We start from the raw sequence: 20,520 nt of genomic DNA, 5'->3' as shown, positions 1-20,520 counted from the left end.
GCCGGCCCCGCCGGGTCAGGCGAGGGCGTACGACCGGGAGGTGAGCGGGGTGGCGGCCCGCGGGGCCAGGACGAGCCCGAAGCCGTGGTTGGCGGCGACGGCGCGGATGTGGTCGGCGGAGAGCGATCCCTGCCGTTCCAGGACGAGCGCGGGCAGGCCGGAGCGGGTGTGGCCGGCGGTGCGGTGGAAGGACAGGACGCTGACGGACGTCGGCCGGTGGAAGGGATGGCGCCGGCGGGCGGCGTCCTCGTCGCCGTGGGCCAGGATCCGGACGCCGGGCTCGGCACCGAACTCGTCGGCGAGGCCCTCGGCCCGCCAGTGCGGGGGCTCGTGGTCGGTGGGGCGGCGGGAGCGGTTCACGGGGGCGACGGCCAGGAAGTCGCCGCCGGTGAGGCCGAGCGCCGCGCCGAGGAAGGCGTGCGAGGGGCAGCGGGTGCCGGGCACGACGACCTGCACCGTGGGGTCGCCGCCGTCGTCGCCGACGAGCGCGGCCGGGACCCGGCCGGCCGCCGGACCGCGCAGGCCGATCGGCCCGAGGCCGAGCAGCTCGTCCGTCAGGGACCTGACCTGCTGCCAGGGCACGCCGTCCGGGAGGCGGGTCCAGTCGAACGCGGCCGGGACGCGCTCGGGGACGGTGGTCAGGCTCGCGGGCCGCCCGGCCGGGCGGCCCCTCAGCCGGTTGACCCGCTCGACGGTCTCCCGGTCGGGGCGGAAGGTCAGCGCGTAGAGGTTGCCGAAGCCGTGCGCGACGGCCCGTCCCCCGGCGAGTGCCGCCGCCGCGTCCCGTACGTCCTCCGGGTTGTCGAGCACCAGGGTCCCCACCGCCGTGACCTGCTGAACGCTCACGGAAACCACCTCCGTGTCTTCGCCGTGTGATCGTCTGTGGCGTGCAACGACCCAACCCACCCCGAGTCACCCGGACCGCCCCTTCGGCCCACCCGCCCGGGCCCCCGCCGTGGACCGGGGCACGAGCGGCGGCGACTACGATCCCGGCGTCCGGCCCGTATCCGTGGGGCCGGTGCGGTCCCGGTGCCCCGTGGGGGGAACCGGCGGCGAAAGGGGCGGGGCTGTGAAGGGTGCGGTCGGCGTGTTCGGCGACCTGCTGGCGTTCGTGCTGGAGTTGGCGGCGCTCGGGTTCCTCGCGTGGTGGGGGTGGAGCGCCGTCGACCCGGTGGCGCTGCGGCTGCCGCTGGCCGTGGCGGTGCCGGGCGCGGCGGCGACGGTGTGGGGGCTGTTCGCGGCGCCCAGGGCGCGGTTCCGGGTCCCCGTGGCCGGCGTCCTGGTGGTGAAGGCGCTGGTCTTCGGGGCGGCGGCGCTGGCCCTGGCCGGGCTGGGGCACGGGACGGCGGCGGTGGTGTTCGCCGTCGTGGCCGCCGTGGACACGGCGGTGGTGACGGTGAGCCGACGGGCCGGCCGGGGCCTGGACGTCCGGTAGTCCGGGCCCCGGCCGGGGTTTCAGACGACGGCGCCCGTGGGGTTGGCCGCCCGGGGCTTCACCGGGGCGGCCGGGGGCGGGGTGCGGGTCTCCAGGGTGACCGTGAGGGGGAGCGCGGTGAAGACCGTGGAGGCCATGCCCACGACCACGCCCGCCAGGAGCGCCACGGAGAAGTCCGTGAGGGTGTCGCCGCCGAGGACGGCCAGGGCGGCGAGGACGAAGAGGGCGCCCATGCCCGTGTTGACCGTGCGCGGCAGGGTCTGGGCGACCGCCCGGTCGGCGAGGTCCGCGAGCGGGAGGCGGGAGCCGGTGCGGCGCAGTTCCCGCAGGCGGTCCAGGACGACGACCGAGTCGTTGACCGAGTAGCCGACGACGGTCAGCAGCGCGGCCAGGAAGACGCTGTCCACCGGCTTGCCGAGCCAGGCGAAGAGGCCGACGACGAGCAGCACGTCCTGGGCCATCGCGGCGACGGCCGCCGCCGCGTACGTCCAGCGGAAGCGGACCGAGAGGTAGACCAGCTGGGCGGCGACGGCGAGGCCGAGCGCGAGGAGGGCGTGGGTGCGGAGTTCACCGCCCAGACTGGGGCCGACGAGGTCGTCGCGTTCGACCGTGACGGGGCCCGCCGCCTCCGTGAGCGCCCCGGTGATGCGGGCGTGGGCGGCGTCGCCGGTCTCCCCCACCCGGACGGTGACGTCCCGGCCGCCGTCGCCGGTGGTCTGGACGACGGCGTCGGGGAAGCCGGCCGCGGCGACCGCGGCGCGGGCCGCGTCGGCGTCCACCGGGCTCGCCGCGGTGTACCGGACGTCCCGGCCGCCGGTGAACTCGACGCCCAGCTGCACGCCCCGCACGCCGATCCCGGCCAGCGCGAGCAGCAGCAGCGCGGCGCTGACGGTGAACCAGCGGCGCCGGCGGGCCATCAGCCGGGGTGCGCGGCGGTTCAGCCGGGTCCGCAGCCGGCCGGGGCCCGCCATGCCGGTGAGCGCGGGCCTGCGGCGCACGGCGGGCAGGGCGAGGACCGCGTCGGCGAGCAGCCGGGTGATCACCATGGCGGTGACCATCGAGGCGAGGACGCCGATGGCGAGGGTCACGCCGAAGCCCTTCACGGGGCCGGTCGCGAAGGCGAAGAGGAGGCCGGCGGCGAGGAGCGTGGTGACGTTCGAGTCGGCGACGGCGCTCCACGCCTTGCCGAAGGCGGCGGCGAGCGGGCGGCGCGGGTCGCGGGTGACGGCGGCGCGGCCGAGGGCCGCGTACTCCTCCCTGGCCCGTTCGAAGACGAGGACGTTGGCGTCGACGGCGATGCCGACCGCGAGGACGAAGCCGGCCAGGCCGGGGAGGGTGAGGGTGGCACCGAGCGCGACGACGGCCGCGTAGGAGATCAGTCCGTACAGGAGCAGGGCGATCGTGGCGAGGAGGCCGAGGAGCCGGTAGACGGCGATGACGAAGAGGCCCGTGCAGGCGAGGCCGATGACGGCGGCCAGCGCGCTGGCGCGGATGGCCTCGGCGCCGAGGGTCGGACCGACGGTGCTCTGCTCCACGGTGGTGACGGGGACGGGCAGCGCGCCGCCCTCGACGAGCGCGGCGAGGTCGCGGGCCTCCGCCGCGGAGAAGCCACCGGTGATCTGGGTGGCGCCGCCGGCGATGCCGCTGCCGCAGGGCACTCCGGCCTGCATGGCGGGGGCGGAGACGATCCGGTCGTCGAGGACGATCGCGACGCGCCGGGCGTGGTCGCCGGCCGGGGCGCAGGCGGCGGCGCCGGTGAGGCGGGCCCAGTCGGCGGCGGCGCCGTCGCGGAAGGCGAGGTCGACGGTCCAGCCGCGCCCGCTCGTGGTGTCGAGGACGGCGTCGGCGCTCTTCACCCCGTCACCGGTGAGGGCGGGCGCGGCGAGGGTGAGGAAGCCGCCGGGGGCGGCGTCGGGGTCGGCGAGGGTGCGGGTGCCGTCGGCGGCGGGGCCGGGGGACGCCTTCGCGGCGGTGCCGGTGACGGCGTGGACGGTGAGCTGGGCGGTGCGGCCGATGACCTCGGCGGCCTCGCGCGGGTCGCGCAGGCCGGGGAGTTCGACGACGATCCGGTTCTCGCCGGAGCGGGCGAGCGACGGTTCGGCCACGCCGAGGCCGTCGACCCGCTTGCGGAGCACTTCGAGGGCGCGGTCGGTGGCCTCCGCGTCGGCGCGGAGCCCGGGGGCGTCCTGGGTCTCCAGGACGATCCGGGTGCCGCCCCGGAGGTCGAGTCCGAGGCGGGGCGAGGTGGTGAGGGCGGTCCAGAGGGCGAGTGCGACGACGGCGAGCGCGAGGAGCGCGCGCCGGAGCACGACGGACGGGGGCATGGGTCCTCCACGGGCGGTGCGCGGACGCGCGCGACGGGGCGGGCGGTCCGTGCCGGAACGGCTGGGGTACGCGCGCGTGGCCGGGTTGCGGGCATGCCGGGGGCCCGGACGGCGGCGCGGTGGAACGGCGTCAGCTGTGCCGGGTGGAGGGTGGACCGCGGGGGGTCCTGGGGTGGTACGGGAGGCCGGGCGGCGCGCGCTCGCGGCGCGGGTCCCCCGCCACGCGTCCGGGTACGGGCGCGGTGTCCGCGGTCCGTACGGCCGGGGGCGCCACGGGTGGCGCGGAGAGGCGTACGGACTGCTCGACGACGGCGGGCAGTTCGGCGGCCTCGATGGCCGAGGCGTGGGTGCCGGGCGCGGAGTGCGCCGGCGCCCGCTCCGCGACGGCGGCCGGCTGTGCGGGGCCGGCCGTCTGCGCGACGGCGGTACCGGGGGCGGGCGTCACGAGGAAGGCGCAGAGCGCGTAGAGCAGCACCGGGAGGAGCCGCGCGAGCGCGCGGACGGGGACCGGCCGCGTGACGTGCACCGTCCACCCCCGTCTCCGTCGTGACACCGCGTCGGGCCAGCCTAGACGGGCGGCGGCCGGAGCGGCGCACCAGGTGGGCGGGGCGGGCGGATTGAGTACCGGGTGAGTACGGGCGCCCATGCCGGAGGCGGTGGCTCCGGCCGACGATGGGCGGGCCGTCGTCGTCCAGGTTCCCCGAAGGTGGAGGGTCCGCCCGTGCTCAGTCGTCTCGCCTCGCGTCTCGTGCCGCTCTTCGGGCGGCTGACCGTGACCGCGGATCCCGGTGCCCGGATCGAACCGGGCACCATCATCGTCGTCAACCACACCTCGCTCGCCGACCCGGCGCTGGTGCTCGCCGCGCTGCGGCGGCGGCTGGCCGTGGAGCCGGTGCTGCTCGCGGCGGCCGGCCTGTGGCGGGTGCCGGGGCTCGGGCGGGCGCTGACGCGGGACGGGTACGTGCCCGTGCACCGGAGAACCGCGCACGCCTCGGCCGCGCTCGACCGGGCGGCGGTGGCGCTCGCCTCGGGGCGGCCGGTGATGCTCTACGCGGAGGGGCGGATCCCGCCGCGCCGGGAGTCCTCGGAGGCGCCGCCGGAGGAGTTCCGCACCGGTCTGGCGCGGCTCGCGGGGGCGACGGGGGCGCCCGTCGTGCCGGTCGGGCAGGCGGGGGCGCGGCGGATCACCTCGGGCGGGACGGCGAAGCAGATCGCGGGGGTGCTGACGGCCCCGCTGCGGCGCCCGTGCCTGCACGTGCACATCGGGGCGCCGCTGCGGCTGCCGGAGGACGTGCCGGCCGCGACGGCGCTGGCGCACGGGGCCGTCACGGAGGCGTGGCGGACGGCGGCCCTGGCGCTGGGCGAGCCGGCCGCCGGGGCGGAGCCGGTCAGCCGGCGAGGCCGAGGTCGCCGCCGGGCGGGGGCGTGAGGTAGCGGGCCACGTCGGCGTCGGTGACGGCGGCGAGGGCCGCCGGTTCCCACCGCGGGTTCCGGTCCTTGTCGACGACCTGGGCGCGGATGCCCTCGACGAGGTCGTGGCTGGTGAGGGCGGCGCAGGAGGCGCGGTACTCCAGGTCGAGGACGGCTTCGAGGCTGTCGAGGGCGCGGGCCGCGCGCAGCACGGTGAGGGTGGCCTTGAGGGCGGTCGGCGACTTGGCGAGGAGCGTGGTGGCGGTCTCCTTGGCGGCGGGGACGCCGGTGTCGAAGAGCCGGTCGACGATCTCCTCGACGGTGGGGGCGGCGTAGCAGGCGTCGATCCATGCGCGCTGCTCGGCGAGGACGCCGGGGGCGGGCGGGGCGGCGTGCCGGGCCAGGGCCTCGTCGGCGGGGAGGCGGGTGAGGTCGTCGGCGAGGGCGTCGAGCGCGGCGGCGGGGACGTGGTGGTCGGCGAGGCCGGCGAGGAGCGCGTCGGCGGCGCCGATCTGGCCGCCGGTGAGGGCGAGGTGGGTGCCGAGTTCGCCGGGGGCGCGGCCTAGGAGCCAGGTGCCGCCGACGTCGGGGACGAAGCCGATGCCGGTCTCGGGCATGGCGATCCGGGAGCGTTCGGTGACGACGCGGACGGAGCCGTGGGCGGAGACCCCGACGCCGCCGCCCATGACGATGCCGTCCATGAAGGCGACGTACGGCTTGGGGTAGCGGGCGATCCGGGCGTTGAGGCGGTACTCGTCGCGCCAGAAGGCGGCGGTGGCGGTGCCGCCGGCGCGGGCGTCGTCGTGGATGGCGCGGATGTCACCGCCGGCGCACAGCCCCCGCTCCCCCGCGCCGCGCAGGACGACGGTGGTGACGGCCGGGTCGTGCTCCCAGGCGGTGAGCGCGGCGTCGAGGGCGCGGACCATGGGGTGGGTGAGGGCGTTGATGGCGCGGGGCCGGTCGAGGGTGAGGAACCCGGCCCGGCCCTCGGTGCGGCGCAGGACGTCCGTGTCCGGGGCGGTGGTGGCCCCGGCGTGGTTCTCGGCGGGCACGGCGATCACTCGGTCCTTCCCTGGCACGGCACTGTGTCGCCGCCCACGCTACCGGGCGGGGTGCCCGGCCCCCTGGTCAGGGGCCGACGGGCGCGGGGGGCGGCTCCGGCCTAGCGTGGAGGACGGGGTCGGTCTCACGGAGGGACGGCGGGCATGAGCGGCGGCGTCGACAGGGCCAGGGAGAAGGCCAGGCACGAGGTCGAGAGGGCCAGGGGCCGGGCCAAGGAGTTCGCCGGGAGACTGACCGGCGACGAGCGGCTGGAGGCCGAGGGCAGGACCGACCAGGCGAGGGCGAAGGCGCGCGCGGCGGTGAGGAGCCTGCGTGAACGCGCCCGTGGCGTCAGGGACTCGCTCGGCCGGCACCGCTCCTGACGGCCGCCGTGCGCGGGAACGCGGGTATGTGTCCGGGGCCGGGCAGGGGACGGCCGGCGAGCGGGGACGGGTGGTGCCACGATGACGCTTGACCTGTTGCTGATCGGGCTGGCGGTGACCTTGTTCCCGCTGCCCGTCATGGCCTTCGCGCTGGTGCTGGCCTCGCCGCGCGGCGTGCGCAAGGGGCTGGTCTTCATCCTGGCCTGGGTGGCGTGCCTGGTGCTGGTGATCACGCTGGTGCTCCTCCTCACCGGGGGCGAGCCGCCGGCGCCGCGCTCCCCGCCGTCCGTCGCCGCGCTCTGGATCACGCTGGTCATCGGCGCCGGCCTGGTCGTGTACGGAGTGCGCCGGTGGCTGCGGGTCCAGCGGGGCGCCGCGGGGGCGAAGCGGCCGGAGGAGACGCCGGCGTCCGCGCGTCAGGGCGCCTCGCTCTGGTCCGCGGCGGCCCTCGCCGTGCTCCTCCAGCCGTGGGGGATGGTCGGCGCCGCGGCAGCCACCGTCGTCCAGGCCGATCTCTCCGAGACGGCCTCCGTCGTGGCCCTGGCGGGCTTCTGTCTGGTGGCGACGTCCAGTCTGCTGACGATGGAGCTGTCCATGGTGTTCGCGCCCGAGCCGTCCGGAAGGGCCCTGATGGGCCTGCACGGATGGCTGCGGCGCCACAAGGAGCCCGCCGTCATCGGCGTCTGCCTGCTGCTGGGGCTGTGGCTGGTGAGCCGCAGTCTCTACCAGCTGGCGTAGGCGCGGGGCGGCGGGCTCCTCGGGGGGGTTCCGGGCCGTTCAGCGCGCGGTGGTGTCGTCGGGCCTCACGACGCACAGGGCCCAGATGACGAAGCCGGACATGGCGATCATCAGGATCGACCAGGCCGGGTAGTAGGGCAGGGACAGGAAGTTGGCGACGATGACGAGGGCGGCGAGGGCCACGCCGGCCACCCGCGCCCACGTCGACACCCTGTACAGGCCGAAGCTCACGACGAGGGCCACGGCTCCGACGACGAGGTGGATCCAGCCCCATCCGGTCAGGTCCCACTGGAAGACGTAGTCGGGCGTCGTGAGGAACACCTCGTCCTCCGCGATCGCCATGATGCCCCTGAAGACGCCGACGAGGCCGGTGATGCCCAGCATGACGGCGGCGAAGACGGTCAGTCCTCCCGCCCAGAGCTGGCTCGTGCCGTGCGTCCGGTGGGGGGTGTGCGTGGCGGCCATGACGGACCCCGCTCTCGCTCGGGCGGGTCCGGACCCGCCCGGCACCCGCGCTTGCCTCCATGGTCGTCCCGGCGGCCGGAAGGCGCGCGGGGGGGCGGGGTGCGGCGGGGTCAGGGGGTGGGGCCGCCGAGGTGTCCCAGGCGGCGCCGGCCGCCGCCCCCGGGGGCCTCGCCGGACTCCCTGAGACCGCTGCGGGAGGCCGCGGCGGCCCGGCGGTACCAGGCGCCGTAGGCCCCCGCGAGCGCCGGGGCGGAGGCGCCGTGCAGGAGGACGCTGAACGCGACGGTGACGGAGATGACGCGGCCGATCAGCTCGGTGCCGGCGACGTGCTCCTCCGCCACGAGGAGTCCGAGGACGACCGAGGCGAGGCCGCGTGGCCCGAACCAGCCGACGTAGAGGACCGTCGGGGCGCGCAGACCGCTGCCGAGCAGGGAGAGGGCGACGGGGACGAGCCGGACGACGGTCAGGCTGAGCAGGGCGTAGAGCACGATCCGCCAGGTGAGGTGCTCCAGGGCGGGGCCGAGCAGAAGGGCGCCGAAGAGGAGCAGGCTGACCGAGGCGAGGAGGCCGCCGAGGTCCTCGGCGAGCTCGGGGGTCGTGTCCCGGTGCTCGCCCGGGGCCGCCGCGGTGGGCTCCGGCGGGCCCGCCGGGATGTTGCGGAGGGCGTGGCCGAAGGCGAACCCGGCGACCCAGGCGGCGATGAAGCCGCTGCCGTCGACGACGACGGCCAGTTCGTAGGAGGCGGCGGCGACGGCGAGGACGTAGACGTGCCGCCACTCCCGGGTGATCCAGCCGCGGGCGCGGGCCGCCTGGAGCAGCCGGCCGGCGGCGGCGCCGACGAGCAGGCCGAGGACGGTGCTCAGCAGCAGGGAGCGCCAGAAGGTGCCGGCCACGCCCTCGGCGGCGTACGAGGTGCCGGGGACGGCGGCGAGCAGGACGACGAAGAACGGCAGCACCATGCCGTCGTTGAGGCCGCTTTCCACGTTCAGGCCCTGCCGGACCAGCGGCGGGACGCGCGGGTCGGAGATGGCCGTCTTGCCCAGGGCGGCGTCGGTGGGTGCCAGGACGACGCCGACCAGCGCCAGTTCCCAGACGGTGAGTCCGGGCAGCAGCGGCCAGGCCAGCAGCCAGCCGGCCGCGATGCTCAGCAGGAGTCCGATGCCGAGCAGGCGCCGGGGCAGGAAGCCGCCCCGGGCGAGGTCGCGGCGGCGGACGGTCATGGCGTCGGTGAACAGCACCAGTGCCAGGGCCGCCTCCAGCAGGGCCGTGACCGGTCCCGCCTCGTCGAGGTCGATCACGCCGAGCGCGGCGGGGCCGAGGAGGACGCCGCAGCCGGTGAACACGAGCGCGGACGAGACGGGTGTGGACGCCAGGCGCCGCGAGCCGAGGGCGTACGCGGCGGTGACGCCCGCCACGGCCAGCACCGTCCACGCGCCACCGCTCATGGGACCGCCTCCCTCGCCCGCCCCGCGTCGTCGCCGACGGGGAGGCCGGAGGAACCGGAGGAGGGGCGGGAAGGACTCACCCGCTTCTCGCGGATCCTGATTGCACGGTGCGCGGCCCTCGGGGACCGCTACTCCGTGTCCTCACACGGAGTCCTTCCCGTCACTTCCATGGAACCACCCCGGGGCGCCGCCCGCAGGTCAGGCGGCGCCGGGTGGTTCAGGCCGGGAGGAGGTCCTGGAGGACCCGGCTCCGGCGGGGGGCGCTCAGGCGCAGCTCGATGATGTCCCGGACGGTGGGCCACTCCTCGTCGAGGATCGAGTAGAAGGCCGTGTCCCGGACGGCGCCGTCGAGGCCGCGCGAGTGCGCCCGGCGGATGCCCTCGCAGGTGGCGCCGAGGCGTTCGATGGCGACGCGCGAGCGGGTGTTGCGGGCGTCGGCGCGGAGGGTGATCCGGCGGACGCCCCAGGTTTCGAAGGCGTGGCGGAGCATGAGCAGCTTCGCCTCGGTGTTGATGCCGGTGCCCCGGGCGTCGCCCGAGATCCAGGTGTTCCCGATCTCGGCGGCGTCGGGGGTCGCGGTGAGCGGATCCCCGTGGGGCCGGCCGGGGGCCGGGGGCCAGACGAGCGGCCCCCGCCAGTAGTCGAGTTCCAGGAAGCGGGTGGAGCCGATCACCCGGTCGTCGGCGGTACTGACGAGGGCGAAGGGCAGACTGCGCCCGGCGGCCTGTTCGGCCAGGGCGCGGGCGATGTAGTCGAGTGCGGATTCCAGGCCGTTCGGCACGGGAGTGAAGGCATAGGCCGATCGGTCCGCCTCGCCGGCCCGCGCAAGGGCTTCGGCGTGCCGCATCGCCAGCGGCTCCAGGCGCACGGCGCGCCCGGTCAGGAGAACAGGTACTGGCACGGAACCTCGGGTCTTTCACGGGCAGGGGTCACTTCCGTCACGACGCTGTGCGCCGGAAGTGAAGGGGGGAATCTCGCCGGGTGCCGAATCACGTCGAAAGACGTCGGATGAGCAGGCAAAACGGTTCGTCACCGGGTGCGAGGAGGAACAGTATGCAGCCACAACAGCTCTGAGAACAGAACCCCGGGAGAACCCGGATCCACGGGCGGGTGAAGCCTGCCGGAGGAGCCGGAGAAGCGGTCTCAGGGGGCGGACAGCGGCGCCCGCCCCTCGGACTGCCTCCGTGCTCAGACGCAGGTGGGGTGCCCCCAGCCCTCCGCGTTCTTGGCGATGTTCTCCCCCTTGTCATAGGCACGCCCACAGCGGCAGCGGCCCGGAAACTTGGCCTTCAGCGTGCCGCCGGACGGGCGACTCCGGCGGGCACCCGGAGCGGAGGACCCGCCCGGCGCGGAGGAGCGCGCCCGGGGCGTGCGCGAGGCGGAGGCGCGCGCGGTGGCGGGCTCGGGGTCGGGGAGGGCGGAGCCGGCGTCCGACCCCAGGGGCTCCTGGGTCCGGGCGCTGTGGCTCGCGGCCCGGTCGGCGGCGTCGTTGAGGGGGTCGCCGTCGGTCCGGTGCGCGGGGGTGTAGACGAAGTCGACGTCCCGGCCGGTGAGCAGGGCGTCGATCCGGACGACGAGGTCCTTGTTGGCGACCGGGGTCCCGGCGGCGGTCTTCCAGCCCTTGCGGCGCCAGCCCGGGAGCCAGGTGGTGACGGCCTTCATGGCGTACTGCGAGTCCATCCGGATCTCCGCGGGGGCCGCGGGGTCGAGGGTCTCCAGGAGCCGTTCCAGGGCAGTGAGTTCGGCCACGTTGTTGGTGGCGCGGCCGAGCGGGCCGGCCTCCCAGCGCTCGACGGTGCCGTCCGCCCGGCCGATGACCCAGGCCCAGGCGGCGGGGCCGGGATTTCCCTTGGACGCGCCGTCGCACGCGGCGATGATCTTCTCCAGCATCCTTCGATCCTGACACGGACGGGGGTGTGCTCCGGGCCGCCGGAGGGGCGGCCACGGGGTCCCCCGGCCGGGTGGCGGCACGCTCCCCGCGCCACGGGGCGTCGGTGGTTCCCCGTAGACTCGCCGTCTGCCCGCCGGTGGCGGCACCGACCCAGCTGACAGGAAGCGACGGACTCCATGAACCACGCGGACGGCACCGCACCGATCTACGCCCAGCTCATACGGGAGCGAGGGGACGTTCCCGGTGACGTGCGCCAGACCGCGGAGGAGGTGCTGCGGGACCTGAGCCGTTACATCAAGATTCCCGCGCCCGCGCCGCAGCAGCCGATGGGGGTCGGGGCACCGGCGGGCATGCACGGGCAGCCGGGCATGCAGGGCCGGCCGCCGATGGGCCAGCCCGGGATGCAGGGCCAGCCGATGCAGGGCCAGCCGGGGATGCTCGGTCAGCCCGGGATGCAGGGTCAGCCGGGGATGCAGGGTCAGCCGGGGATGCAGGGTCAGCCGGGGATGGCGGGCCAGGGACGGCAGGGCCTGCCGGCGCTTCCCGGGCAGCCGATGCCCGGACAGCCCGGCATGGCGGGTCCCGCCGCGCTGCCCGGCCCGGCGGGCCTCCAGGGCCCCGGCCCGGTCCCCGGCCAGGGCGGTCCGGGCGGACACGCCGGCATCGTCGCGATGCGTTCGCTCCCGCAGGGCTGACCCCACCGGCCGCCCGGCGCACCGGACCCGGAGGACGCGCGCCTGACCGCCGGCCCGTACGCGTACCGCCGGGCCCGCATCGGCGCGGAGCACCCGGAGACGGCCGTCGCGCGTCTCCGGCGGGTCCCGGACGCCGAGCCCTCTCACGGCGCGTCACGGTGACGGCTTCCTCCCGCGGCCGACGGCGCTGGAGTGCGCGGCCCCGCCCGCGACGCGCGCCGGAGCCGTCGCGGCCGTGAGCGCGCCGCCGCGGGCCCTGGGGGCCTCGGCTGCGCGGCCGTCGCCGCGTGCGACTTCGAGGACGAGCCTTCCGGCACCACGGACGGCCCCGCCACCCCCGGCCCGTCGCCCGCGCCCCGCGTCCCCCGATCCCCGCCCACGGCTCCCGGCACCTGCCGCCGCCCCTCCGCCGGGCCCACGGGGTCAGCCGATCGGTGGACCCCGGGGTCGGCCGGAGGGGCCAGGGGGCGTAGACGGGCGGGCGAGGGGGCCGGGGCCCCGGCGGGCGGAGGATCGGGAGACGGGAGGGGCCGGTTCGCGCGGTGCCCTCCTCCTGCCCCGTACCGAGGAGCCCGAGATGACGAAGATCCGCCGCACGTCCCGTACCGCTCGCGTCCTGGTGCCCGCGGCCGTCGCCGGGGTCCTGCTCTCCGGGTGCGCCCGGGCGGAACCGGCTCCCGCCGCCGCGCCGGCCGGGACCGCCACCGGGGCCCCGTCGCCGGCGGCCTCCACCGTCACGGTGGGCCCGCCGCCCTCCGCCGCGCCGGCGCCCCGGCCCGGGACCCTGCTCGTCAGCGACTTCGGGGCGGACACGGTGACGTTCGTCGATCCCGCGCGCGGGGCGACCGGCTCCGTGAAGGTGGGCACCGCGCCGTACGGGCTCGCCCTCGGCGGGGACGGGCGGGCCTGGGTCGCGACCGCCGAGGGCGTCGCCGTCGTCGACACCGCCACCCGCGAGCGCCTGGCCCTCGTCCCGTACCGGACGGACACGGGTCCGGTGACCACCGGCGAGTACCGGGGCGGCGGGATGGGCATCGCGCTCTCGCCCGACGGGAAGCGGGTGTACGTGGGGGTGAACGTGCCCGGCGGGAACGGCACCCTGGAGGTGATCGACACCGCTTCCGTGAAGGTCGTGGACGTGGTCGACGTGGGGCGGCGGCCGTTCGACGTGGACGTGAGCCGGGACGGCTCCGCCGTGTACGCGACGAACCACGACTCCTTCGACGTGACCGTCGTCGACGCGGGCTCGCTGGACACCCGGCGCGTCGAGGTCGCGCCGTACGGCACCGAGGGCGGGCTCGGCTCCTGGCTGAAGCCGCACTACGCCGCCGTGCGCCCCTCGGACGGCAAGCTGCTGCTGCCCTTCGAGGGCGAGCGGCTCGCCGTCGTGGACCCGGCCACCGGGCGGGTCTCCGTCGAGGAGATGACCGCCCATACCCACCAGCACGGGGCGACCGTGACGCCGGACGGGACGCTGTACGCCGTCGGCACCGGCCCCATCGACCCGAGCGAGGACCGGGGGCCTTCGCTGACCGTGCGCTCCGCCGCGGGCGCCGAGCGGGTCTACCCGCTCGACGGGCCGCACGAGGACGTGGCCGTGTCGGAGGACGGCCGGACCGCCTATGTGACGGGGGGCTTCACGCGGGACGGCTACTGGGACGGCATCAGCGTCGTCGACCTCGGCTCGGGCGAGGTGAAGCGCCTCGCGGCGGGCTCGCGGCCGCTGGGCGTCGTCGTCCTCCCCTAGGGCTTCGCCCGGCCGGGCGGGGTGCGGCTAGCGGGTCGCCGTCACCAGCCAGGCCGTGCTGAGCAGGCGGACCGTGCCGTCGGGCGCCTCGTGGGGGCGGAGGTGGCCGGCGAGGGCGGCGCGGGCCCGGGTCCTGGTGGGGGCGTCGGCGCGCTCCATCAGGTGGCGGCCGGGGCCGGTGGCCAGCAGGAAGTCCGCCGCGTCGGCGGCGTCCCGGCCCCAGGTGCCGTGCGCGCGCACCTCCTCGACCCCGATCCGCGTGAACCCGGCGGCGGTGAGGACGGCGCGGACCCGGTCCGGCGCGGCGAGGGAGAACATGCCGGGGAGGCCCGGGCGGCCGAAGTCGCCGACGGGGAGGACGCCGCGCAGGGAGGTCATGGCGGTCACCCAGCCGTTGAGCGCGGGGTCGGCCGGGCAGACGAGGGCGAGCCGCCCGCCGGGGCGCAGGGCGCGGCCGATGTTGCCGAAGGCGGCCTCGGGGTCGGCGAAGAACATGGCGCCGTAGCGGCTGATCGCCGCGTCGTAGGAGCCGTCCTCGAAGGGGTGCGTCTGGGCGTCGCCGCGGGTGAAGGCGGCGTTGGCGACGCCTTCGGCGGCCGCCCGGGCGCGGGCCTCGGCGAGCATGGGGGCCGAGAGGTCGAGGCCGTGCGCGTGTCCGTGCGGGGCGCGGAGCGCGGCGAGCCTGGTGGTCCGTCCTGCGCCGCAGCCGACGTCGAGGGTGCGGTGGGCGCCGCCGATGTGCGCGGCGTCGAGCAGCGGGGTGTTGAAGCCGTCGTTGACGGCGTTCCAGCGGTCCTGGTGGCGGGCCCAGTGCGCGCCCTCGGGGCCGTTCCACGCCTGGGCCTGCTCGGTGTTGACGATCACGGTCATGGTTGCCTCCATGGGCGGCGGGAGGGGTGCGGGCGAGAATGGGCGCGTGCCCATTCTCATGCGCCCCACCGTATGGGCGTGTGCCCATTTCAGCAATCCCGTTTACGATCCAGGCAGCCGGGTGCCGGGACGCACGAGGGAAGGGACGACGGGCTCATGTCACCGCGTGGAGTGGCGACGCCGGACGTGCGCGAACTGCTGTTCGCGGCGGCCGAGCGGGTCGTGGAGAGGGACGGGCCGGGGGCGCTCACCAGCCGGGCCGTGACGACCGAGGCGGGCTGCGCCAAGGGGCTGCTGCACGCGCACTTCGCGGGCTTCGACGAGTTCGTGGCCGAGCTGTGCCTGGACCGCTTCGCCCGCACGGCGGCGAAGGCGGAGGCCCTGGCGGGGCTCGTCGGGCGGGGCACGGTCGCCGGGAACCTCGACACCGTCGTCCTGGCGCTCTTCGACTCCGGCGGCCCCGCGGTCTCCGGCCTCGTCCTGGCCCGTCCCGCCGCCTCGCTCCGCGTCCGCGAGGCCCTGGCGGCCGGGGCGCCGGGCTTCGCCGCGGTCGAGGAGGCCGTCGCCGCCTACCTGGAGGCCGAACGCCGCCTCGGCCGCGTCCCCGCCGCGCTGGACCCCGCCACCGCGGCGCTCGCCCTCGTCGGCACCGGCCACCACCTCCTGATGACCGCCTGGCCCGGCTCCCCCGACCCCCGCCCGGCGGTCCGCCGCCTGGTGACCGCCCTGGTGGCGCCCGAAGGCTGACGCGATGTGTGGGGCACACTGCACCACCGCCCCGTCTTTGTGTCGCCTTCCGCACTGGCGGGAGGGGGGCGGCTTCGCGGAGGGTTGCGGAATGATCTCCTCACTTACGGCGGAGGCCGGACCGGCGGCCGGCGTCGAGCACGTGGACGTCCTCGTCGTGGGCGCCGGGATCTCCGGCATCGGCGTCGCCTGCCACCTGCGCAGGGAGCTGCCGGCCAAGAGCTTCGCGGTCCTGGAGGCGCGGGCCGGTCTCGGCGGCACCTGGGACCTGTTCCGCTACCCCGGGGTCCGGTCCGATTCCGACCCGCACACCCTCGGCTACGCCTTCAAGCCGTGGCGGGACGGCCGGACCCTCGCCGACGGGTCCCTGATCCGCGACTACCTGCGCGAGGCGGCGGCCGAGCACGGCCTGGAGGGGGCCATCCGCTACCACCACCGGGTGCGGTCCGCCTCCTGGTCGAGCGAGCGGGCCCGCTGGACCGTCGAGGCGGAGCGGACCGACACGGGCGAGCCGGTCACGCTGACGTGCGGCTGGCTGTTCGCCGCGGGGGGCTACTACCGGTACGACCAGGGCCACACCCCCGACTTCGAGGGGCGCGAGCGGTTCCGCGGCACGGTGGCGCACCCGCAGCACTGGCCGGCCGACCTCGACCACACCGGCCGGAGAGTACTAGTGATCGGCAGCGGCGCCACCGCCGTCACCCTGGTGCCGGCGCTGGCCGGCGCGGCCGCGCACGTGACGATGGTGCAGCGCACGCCGACGTACATCCTGCCGGTGACCAGGAGCGACGCGATCGCCCGCGCCCTGCGCGCCTGCTTCGGCGACGAGCGCGGGCACGCGCTGATCCGGTGGAAGAACATCCGTCAGCAGACCGCGTTCTTCCGGTTCTGCCGGCGGTGGCCGAGGGCGGCCCGCCGGCTGATCCGGTGGCTCAACGCACGGCAGCTGCCGCCCGGTTACCCGGTCGACGAGCACTTCGCCCCGCCGTACGACCCCTGGGACCAGCGCCTGTGCGCCGCGCCCGACGGGGACCTGTTCCGGGCCGTCCGGGACGGCAGGGCGACGGTGGTGACCGACCGGATCGCGGCCTTCACCGAGACCGGCGTGACGCTCGGGTCCGGCCGGCACGTCGAGGCGGACGTCATCGTCACCGCCACCGGCCTGGACGTCCAGGTCCTGGGCGGCATCGACCTCACCGTCGACGGGGTCCCGGTGCGTCCGGCGGACACCGTCGCCTTCAAGGGGCTGCTGCTGTCCGGGGTGCCGAACCTGGCCTTCGCCATCGGCTACACCAACGCGTCCTGGACGCTGAAGGTCGGTCTGGTCGCCGAGCACTTCTGCCGGCTGCTCCGGCACATGGACGCCCACGGCCTGGACCTCTGCCGCCCCGAGCCGGCGGACCCCGCCATGCCGACCCGCCCGCTCCTCGACTTCGGCGCGGGCTACGTCCTGCGCGCCGCCGACCGGCTCCCCCGCCAGGGCGACCGAGCGCCCTGGCGGACCTCGGCGGACTACCGCGCCGACGTCAGGCTGCTGCGCGCGGGCAGCGTCCTCGACCCGGAACTGCGCTTCGGCCGCGCCACCGCGCCGGACGGATCGGTCTAGCTCCGGGGCAGGACCGTCAGGACCCGTTCGATGAAGGTCTTGAAGTCGGACATGAAGTCGGCGAGGAACTGCTGGGTCGTCGGGTCGGTGACCTCTCCGTCGTCCGAGAAGAGGCCCGGTGTGAACTGGATGTACGCCTCCGGCGCGTTCATCTGCGGGGAGTTGCAGAAGCTGAGGACGGAGCGGAGGCTCTGCTGGGCCACCGCGGTGCCGATCTTGCCGGGCGAGGCGCCGATGACGGCGGACGGCTTGTGGGTGAAGGAGTTGGTGCCCCAGGGGCGGCTCGCCCAGTCGATGGCGTTCTTGAGGCCGCCGGGGATGGAGCGGTTGTACTCCGGGGTCACGAAGAGGACCGCGTCCACGGCCGCGATGGCCTCCTTGAGGGCGCGGCCCTCCGGCGGGTAGTCGGCGTCGAAGTCGTGGTTGTAGAGGGGGAGGTCCTTGATCGGGATCTCGCGGAACTCCAGGCCCGGCGGGGCGACCCGGAGGAGGGCCCGGGACAGGACGCGGTTGATGGACGTCTTCGACAGGCTGCCGACGAAGTAGCCGACCTGGTACGTGGTCATGGGGGCGAGTCGCCTTTCGTGCGGGGTCCTCGGGCAAGGTAACGCGGCGACCGGGGAGCGGCGACCGGAGCGGGCTCGGCGCCGGAGGCCCACGACCGCGCGGTGTCAGAGGCCGACGATCAGCTGGACGCAGACGATCTTCACCAGGACGGCGAGGGCGAAGAGGGTGGCGTAGCCGGTGTTCACCCGGTCGTCGGAGACGCGGCCGTTGGCGTACGCGGTGATGGCGGGGTTGCCGACGTAGCCGGCGAGCAGGCCCATCGTGCGGGGGCGGCTCTGGCCGAGGAGGCGGCAGACCAGGACCATCAGGGCGTAGCTGAGGACCGCGCCGACGGCGAGGACGGCGAGGAGCTTGAGGCCGAAGACGGAGAAGGCGTCGCGGCGGAAGGCGTAGCCGGAGGTCAGGCCGACGCAGGCGAGGAAGACGAGCAGGCCGATCTGGCGCAGGGTCAGGTTGGCGCGGGTCGGCAGGACCCAGACGAGGGGTCCGGTGCGGCGGAGCCGGCCGAGGACCATGGCCATGACGAGGGGGCCGGCGGCGGTGCCGAGGGAGAGGGCCGTGGAGCCGATCGTGAGCTCGGGGATGCCGATGAGGAAGCCGGCGGCGAGGCCGAGGCCCATGCTGACGGCGCTGACCTCGCTGACCTTGGCCTCCGTGTCGCCGAGGTGGGCGGTGACCTCGGCGACGCGTTCGCGGGGCATGGCGACGCGGATCCGGTCGTCGAGCTGGAGCAGCAGGTCGTCGTGGGCGAGGAGGTCCTGGTCGCCCCGGCGGACCCGGGTGGCGCGGGCGCCGTAGCGGTCGCCGAGGCGGAGTTCGGCGACGGTGCGGGCGGCGAGGTCGGGGTTGGTGAGGAGGATGCGGCGGTAGTCGACGACGTCGCGGTGGAGGAGGAGGTGTTCGGGCGCCTCGGTGCCGAGGGCGGCGATGCCGGCGGCGACCGCCTCGGGGCCGCCGACGAGCACCAGCCGGTCGCCGGGGGCCAGCGGGCCGGGGTCGTCGCCGGTGACGACGCGGACGGTGGAGCCGGCCGGCCGGTGGGCGCTGGCGAGGAGTTGCCCGGAGGCGGCGCCGGGGACGTCGGCCCAGCGCGCGGGGCGGGTGATGTCGGCCGTCCGGCTGACGAGCCGGCCGGGCAGGCCGGTGCCGGGGTCGCGGCGGCCGGGCCAGTTCCGTACGGCGGCGACGGCCGCGACGAAAAGGATGGTGAGAACGACGGCCAGGGGGTAGCCGATGGCATAACCGGTGGCCGCCTGGGCGGGGTCGTCGGACGCGGCCTGGGCGGCGGCCAGGCCGGGAGTGGTGGTGCCGATGCCCGCGTAACCGCCGGCGAGGAAGGGACCGGGGATGCCGAGGAGACCGCTGCCGACGAGACCGACGGCGAGGGCGGTGAGGACGAGTGCGGCGACCGCGCCGAGCATCACGGCGAGCTGGGGCCGCAGCTCGCGGAAGAAGGCCGGTCCCGCCTCCAGACCGACCGTGTACACGTACAGCGCGAGACCGAGCACGGAGAGGCCCGCGGGGACGGCCGGTCCCACGTCCGGGTCCAGGGCCCCGACCAGGAGTCCGGCGAAGAGGACACCGGCCGCGCCGAGCTTCACGGGCCCGAAGCGGACCATGCCGAAGAGCGAGCCCGCTGCAATGACGATAAAAAGGGTGAACCAAGGATAATCAGCGAAAAACTGCCACATGTCCCTATGCAGTCATAGGAGAAGGCACTTTGCACGCTCATACGGAAGGGCGGACGACGTGACGCGACCGAGGATCCTCGTGGTGGGCGCCGGCTTCGCCGGAGTGGGCTGTGTGAAGCGGCTCGAACGGCGGCTGGCGGAGCGGGAGGCGCAGATCACGCTGCTCTCGCCCTTCTCGTACCAGCTCTACCTGCCACTGCTCCCCCAGGTGGCGGCCGGCGTCCTGACCCCGCAGTCGGTGGCCCTCTCGCTGCGGCGCAGCCAGAAGCACCGCACGCGGATCGTGCCGGGCGGCGCGGTGGGCGTGGACACGGCGGCCAAGGCCGTGGTGCTCCGGACCATCTCCGGCGAGTACGACGTGGAGCCGTACGACCATCTGGTGCTCGCGCCCGGCAGCGTGACGCGCACCTTCGACATCCCGGGGCTCGCCGACCACGCCCGGGGCATGAAGACCCTGGCGGAGGCGGTCTACGTCCGGGACCACGTGATCGCCCAGCTCGACCTGGCGGACGCCAGCGACGACGACGCAGAGCGCGAGGCCCGGCTCCAGTTCGTGGTGGTCGGCGGCGGCTACGCGGGCACCGAGACGGCGGCCTGCCTCCAGCTGCTCACCCACAACGCGGTCAAGCGCTACCCCCGGCTGGACCCGGCCCTGATCAAGTGGCACCTGGTGGACATCGCGCCCCGGCTGATGCCCGAGCTGGGCGACAAGCTGGGCGCGGCCGCGATGGACATCCTGACCAAGCGGGGCATCCAGGTCTCGCTGGGGGTGTCGGTGGCCTCGGTGGACGACGAGACGGTCACCCTGACGGACGGCCGGGTGCTGCCCTGCCGCACCCTGATCTGGACGGCCGGCGTGGCGGCGAGCCCGCTGATCGGCACGGTCGGCGCGGAGACCGTGCGCGGCCGGCTGGTGGCGACGCCGGAGATGCGCGTGCCGGGTCTCGACGGGGTGTGGGCGCTCGGCGACGCGGCGGCCGTGCCGGACCTGGCGAAGGACGAGGAGGGGGCGATCTGCCCGCCGACCGCGCAGCACGCGATGCGGCAGGGCCGGATGCTCGCCGACAACCTGGTGGCGACGCTGCGCGGCGAGCAGCTGCGCCCGTACGTGCACAAGGACCTGGGTCTGGTGGTGGACCTGGGCGGGATGGACGGGGTGTCGAAGCCGCTGGGCGTGGAGCTGCACGGGCCGGCGGCGCAGGCGGTGGCGCGCGGCTACCACTGGGCGGCGCTGCGGACCAATGTGGCGAAGACCCGGGTGATGACGAACTGGCTGCTGAACGCGGTGGCCGGGGACGACTACGTGCGGACCGGGTTCCTGGCCTCGAAGGCGGGGACGCTGCGGGACTTCGAGTACACGGACGCGTACCTGACTCCGGAGCAGACCCGGCTGCACACCGGGGCGTTCCGGGGGGCGGTCGGCTGAGTCCGCTCCCCCGGGTCCGGACCGGCCCCCGGCTCCCCG

The 20,520-nt window shown here is 75.9% G+C and carries 20 protein-coding genes; 9 read left to right on the top strand and 11 right to left on the bottom strand.

Features of this window, described 5'->3' with window-relative positions; genetic code table 11:
• Nucleotides 1-15: 15 nt before the first annotated feature.
• The gene (locus ACF1ED_RS13980) at nt 16-846 is read right to left on the bottom strand and encodes a hypothetical protein (protein WP_391759972.1); all 831 of its coding nucleotides are present in this window, start codon (nt 844-846) and stop codon (nt 16-18) included.
• Nucleotides 847-1,069: 223 nt separating this feature from the next.
• Between ACF1ED_RS13980 and ACF1ED_RS13975 the strand changes: the two genes are divergently transcribed.
• On the top strand, nt 1,070-1,435 hold the full coding sequence (locus tag ACF1ED_RS13975; protein ID WP_391759970.1) for a YrdB family protein: 366 nt from the start codon (nt 1,070-1,072) through the stop codon (nt 1,433-1,435).
• A gap of 20 nt (nt 1,436-1,455) precedes the next feature.
• Here ACF1ED_RS13975 and secD read toward each other — a convergent pair whose 3' ends face one another.
• Both secD and ACF1ED_RS13965 read right to left on the bottom strand, forming a co-directional pair.
• Complete coding sequence (gene secD, locus ACF1ED_RS13970; RefSeq protein WP_391759968.1) at nt 1,456-3,759, bottom strand: protein translocase subunit SecD; 2,304 nt, start codon at nt 3,757-3,759, stop codon at nt 1,456-1,458.
• A gap of 130 nt (nt 3,760-3,889) precedes the next feature.
• Nucleotides 3,890-4,285 carry a hypothetical protein gene (locus ACF1ED_RS13965; RefSeq protein WP_391759966.1) on the bottom strand — a complete coding sequence of 132 codons (396 nt, stop codon included), beginning with the start codon at nt 4,283-4,285 and terminating at the stop codon, nt 3,890-3,892.
• 195 nt (nt 4,286-4,480) lie between these two features.
• Here ACF1ED_RS13965 and ACF1ED_RS13960 point away from each other — a divergent pair, with 195 nt between their 5' ends.
• A complete protein-coding gene (locus tag ACF1ED_RS13960; protein WP_391759964.1) occupies nt 4,481-5,188 on the top strand; it encodes a lysophospholipid acyltransferase family protein in 708 nt (235 codons plus the stop codon).
• On the opposite strand, the gene ACF1ED_RS13955 is transcribed toward ACF1ED_RS13960, so the two are convergent.
• Nucleotides 5,148-6,230 (bottom strand): enoyl-CoA hydratase/isomerase family protein, encoded by a 1,083-nt coding sequence (locus ACF1ED_RS13955; RefSeq protein ID WP_391759962.1) that lies wholly within the window; start codon nt 6,228-6,230, stop codon nt 5,148-5,150. The two genes, ACF1ED_RS13960 and ACF1ED_RS13955, sit on opposite strands and share 41 nt — an antisense overlap.
• Before the next feature lie 144 nt (nt 6,231-6,374).
• Between ACF1ED_RS13955 and ACF1ED_RS13950 the strand changes: the two genes are divergently transcribed.
• A complete protein-coding gene (locus ACF1ED_RS13950; RefSeq protein ID WP_391759960.1) occupies nt 6,375-6,593 on the top strand; it encodes a CsbD family protein in 219 nt (72 codons plus the stop codon).
• An 81-nt stretch (nt 6,594-6,674) separates the two neighbouring features.
• A complete protein-coding gene (locus ACF1ED_RS13945; protein ID WP_391759958.1) occupies nt 6,675-7,331 on the top strand; it encodes a GAP family protein in 657 nt (218 codons plus the stop codon).
• Nucleotides 7,332-7,370: 39 nt separating this feature from the next.
• On the opposite strand, the gene ACF1ED_RS13940 is transcribed toward ACF1ED_RS13945, so the two are convergent.
• From ACF1ED_RS13940 to ACF1ED_RS13925, 4 genes are all read right to left on the bottom strand, one after another.
• A complete protein-coding gene (locus tag ACF1ED_RS13940) occupies nt 7,371-7,796 on the bottom strand; it encodes a hypothetical protein (protein WP_391759956.1) in 426 nt (141 codons plus the stop codon).
• Nucleotides 7,797-7,906: 110 nt separating this feature from the next.
• On the bottom strand, nt 7,907-9,241 hold the full coding sequence (locus ACF1ED_RS13935) for a cation:proton antiporter (protein WP_391759954.1): 1,335 nt from the start codon (nt 9,239-9,241) through the stop codon (nt 7,907-7,909).
• A 217-nt stretch (nt 9,242-9,458) separates the two neighbouring features.
• Complete coding sequence (locus tag ACF1ED_RS13930) at nt 9,459-10,142, bottom strand: GNAT family N-acetyltransferase (protein ID WP_391759951.1); 684 nt, start codon at nt 10,140-10,142, stop codon at nt 9,459-9,461.
• 287 nt (nt 10,143-10,429) lie between these two features.
• The gene (locus tag ACF1ED_RS13925) at nt 10,430-11,131 is read right to left on the bottom strand and encodes a ribonuclease H (RefSeq protein ID WP_391759949.1); all 702 of its coding nucleotides are present in this window, start codon (nt 11,129-11,131) and stop codon (nt 10,430-10,432) included.
• Between the two features lie 177 nt (nt 11,132-11,308).
• On the opposite strand from ACF1ED_RS13925, the gene ACF1ED_RS13920 reads away from it, so the two are divergent.
• Both ACF1ED_RS13920 and ACF1ED_RS13915 read left to right on the top strand, forming a co-directional pair.
• The gene (locus ACF1ED_RS13920) at nt 11,309-11,827 is read left to right on the top strand and encodes a hypothetical protein (RefSeq protein ID WP_391759947.1); all 519 of its coding nucleotides are present in this window, start codon (nt 11,309-11,311) and stop codon (nt 11,825-11,827) included.
• A gap of 577 nt (nt 11,828-12,404) precedes the next feature.
• On the top strand, nt 12,405-13,574 hold the full coding sequence (locus tag ACF1ED_RS13915; RefSeq protein WP_391759945.1) for a YncE family protein: 1,170 nt from the start codon (nt 12,405-12,407) through the stop codon (nt 13,572-13,574).
• A 27-nt stretch (nt 13,575-13,601) separates the two neighbouring features.
• Here ACF1ED_RS13915 and ACF1ED_RS13910 read toward each other — a convergent pair whose 3' ends face one another.
• Entirely contained in the window at nt 13,602-14,444 is an 843-nt protein-coding gene (locus tag ACF1ED_RS13910; RefSeq protein ID WP_391759943.1) for a class I SAM-dependent methyltransferase, read from the bottom strand.
• Nucleotides 14,445-14,600: 156 nt separating this feature from the next.
• Between ACF1ED_RS13910 and ACF1ED_RS13905 the strand changes: the two genes are divergently transcribed.
• The gene (locus tag ACF1ED_RS13905) at nt 14,601-15,191 is read left to right on the top strand and encodes a TetR/AcrR family transcriptional regulator (protein ID WP_391759941.1); all 591 of its coding nucleotides are present in this window, start codon (nt 14,601-14,603) and stop codon (nt 15,189-15,191) included.
• A 91-nt stretch (nt 15,192-15,282) separates the two neighbouring features.
• Nucleotides 15,283-16,797: a flavin-containing monooxygenase gene (locus ACF1ED_RS13900; RefSeq protein ID WP_391759939.1), complete on the top strand. Its 1,515-nt coding sequence runs from the start codon at nt 15,283-15,285 to the stop codon at nt 16,795-16,797.
• On the opposite strand, the gene ACF1ED_RS13895 is transcribed toward ACF1ED_RS13900, so the two are convergent.
• Nucleotides 16,794-17,363: an NADPH-dependent FMN reductase gene (locus ACF1ED_RS13895; RefSeq protein ID WP_391759937.1), complete on the bottom strand. Its 570-nt coding sequence runs from the start codon at nt 17,361-17,363 to the stop codon at nt 16,794-16,796. The genes ACF1ED_RS13900 and ACF1ED_RS13895 overlap by 4 nt on opposite strands.
• A gap of 105 nt (nt 17,364-17,468) precedes the next feature.
• On the bottom strand, nt 17,469-19,055 hold the full coding sequence (locus ACF1ED_RS13890) for an aspartate:alanine exchanger family transporter (protein ID WP_391759935.1): 1,587 nt from the start codon (nt 19,053-19,055) through the stop codon (nt 17,469-17,471).
• A gap of 58 nt (nt 19,056-19,113) precedes the next feature.
• Between ACF1ED_RS13890 and ACF1ED_RS13885 the strand changes: the two genes are divergently transcribed.
• Nucleotides 19,114-20,481, top strand: a complete 1,368-nt coding sequence (locus ACF1ED_RS13885; RefSeq protein ID WP_391759933.1) for an NAD(P)/FAD-dependent oxidoreductase — start codon at nt 19,114-19,116, stop codon at nt 20,479-20,481.
• Nucleotides 20,482-20,520: the final 39 nt, after the last annotated feature.

It is taken from the genome of Streptomyces sp. NPDC014656, from assembly GCF_043084305.1.
Classification (GTDB): domain Bacteria; phylum Actinomycetota; class Actinomycetes; order Streptomycetales; family Streptomycetaceae; genus Streptomyces.
Note: the sequence above shows the minus strand (reverse complement) of the source record. Positions and strands in the feature narration are given on the sequence as shown.

Bases quoted from the DNA above. Each gene is read 5' to 3' on its own strand.
- ACF1ED_RS13920 (WP_391759947.1), top strand. From the start codon at position 11,309: ATGAACCACGCGGACGGCACCGCACCGATCTACGCCCAGCTCATACGG.
- secD (WP_391759968.1), bottom strand. From the start codon at position 3,759: ATGCCCCCGTCCGTCGTGCTCCGGCGCGCGCTCCTCGCGCTCGCCGTC.
- ACF1ED_RS13950 (WP_391759960.1), top strand. From the start codon at position 6,375: ATGAGCGGCGGCGTCGACAGGGCCAGGGAGAAGGCCAGGCACGAGGTC.
- ACF1ED_RS13905 (WP_391759941.1), top strand. From the start codon at position 14,601: ATGTCACCGCGTGGAGTGGCGACGCCGGACGTGCGCGAACTGCTGTTC.
- ACF1ED_RS13935 (WP_391759954.1), bottom strand. From the start codon at position 9,241: ATGAGCGGTGGCGCGTGGACGGTGCTGGCCGTGGCGGGCGTCACCGCC.
- ACF1ED_RS13910 (WP_391759943.1), bottom strand. From the start codon at position 14,444: ATGACCGTGATCGTCAACACCGAGCAGGCCCAGGCGTGGAACGGCCCC.
- ACF1ED_RS13925 (WP_391759949.1), bottom strand. From the start codon at position 11,131: ATGCTGGAGAAGATCATCGCCGCGTGCGACGGCGCGTCCAAGGGAAAT.
- ACF1ED_RS13945 (WP_391759958.1), top strand. From the start codon at position 6,675: ATGACGCTTGACCTGTTGCTGATCGGGCTGGCGGTGACCTTGTTCCCG.
- ACF1ED_RS13915 (WP_391759945.1), top strand. From the start codon at position 12,405: ATGACGAAGATCCGCCGCACGTCCCGTACCGCTCGCGTCCTGGTGCCC.
- ACF1ED_RS13890 (WP_391759935.1), bottom strand. From the start codon at position 19,055: ATGTGGCAGTTTTTCGCTGATTATCCTTGGTTCACCCTTTTTATCGTC.
- ACF1ED_RS13940 (WP_391759956.1), bottom strand. From the start codon at position 7,796: ATGGCCGCCACGCACACCCCCCACCGGACGCACGGCACGAGCCAGCTC.
- ACF1ED_RS13900 (WP_391759939.1), top strand. From the start codon at position 15,283: ATGATCTCCTCACTTACGGCGGAGGCCGGACCGGCGGCCGGCGTCGAG.
- ACF1ED_RS13895 (WP_391759937.1), bottom strand. From the start codon at position 17,363: ATGACCACGTACCAGGTCGGCTACTTCGTCGGCAGCCTGTCGAAGACG.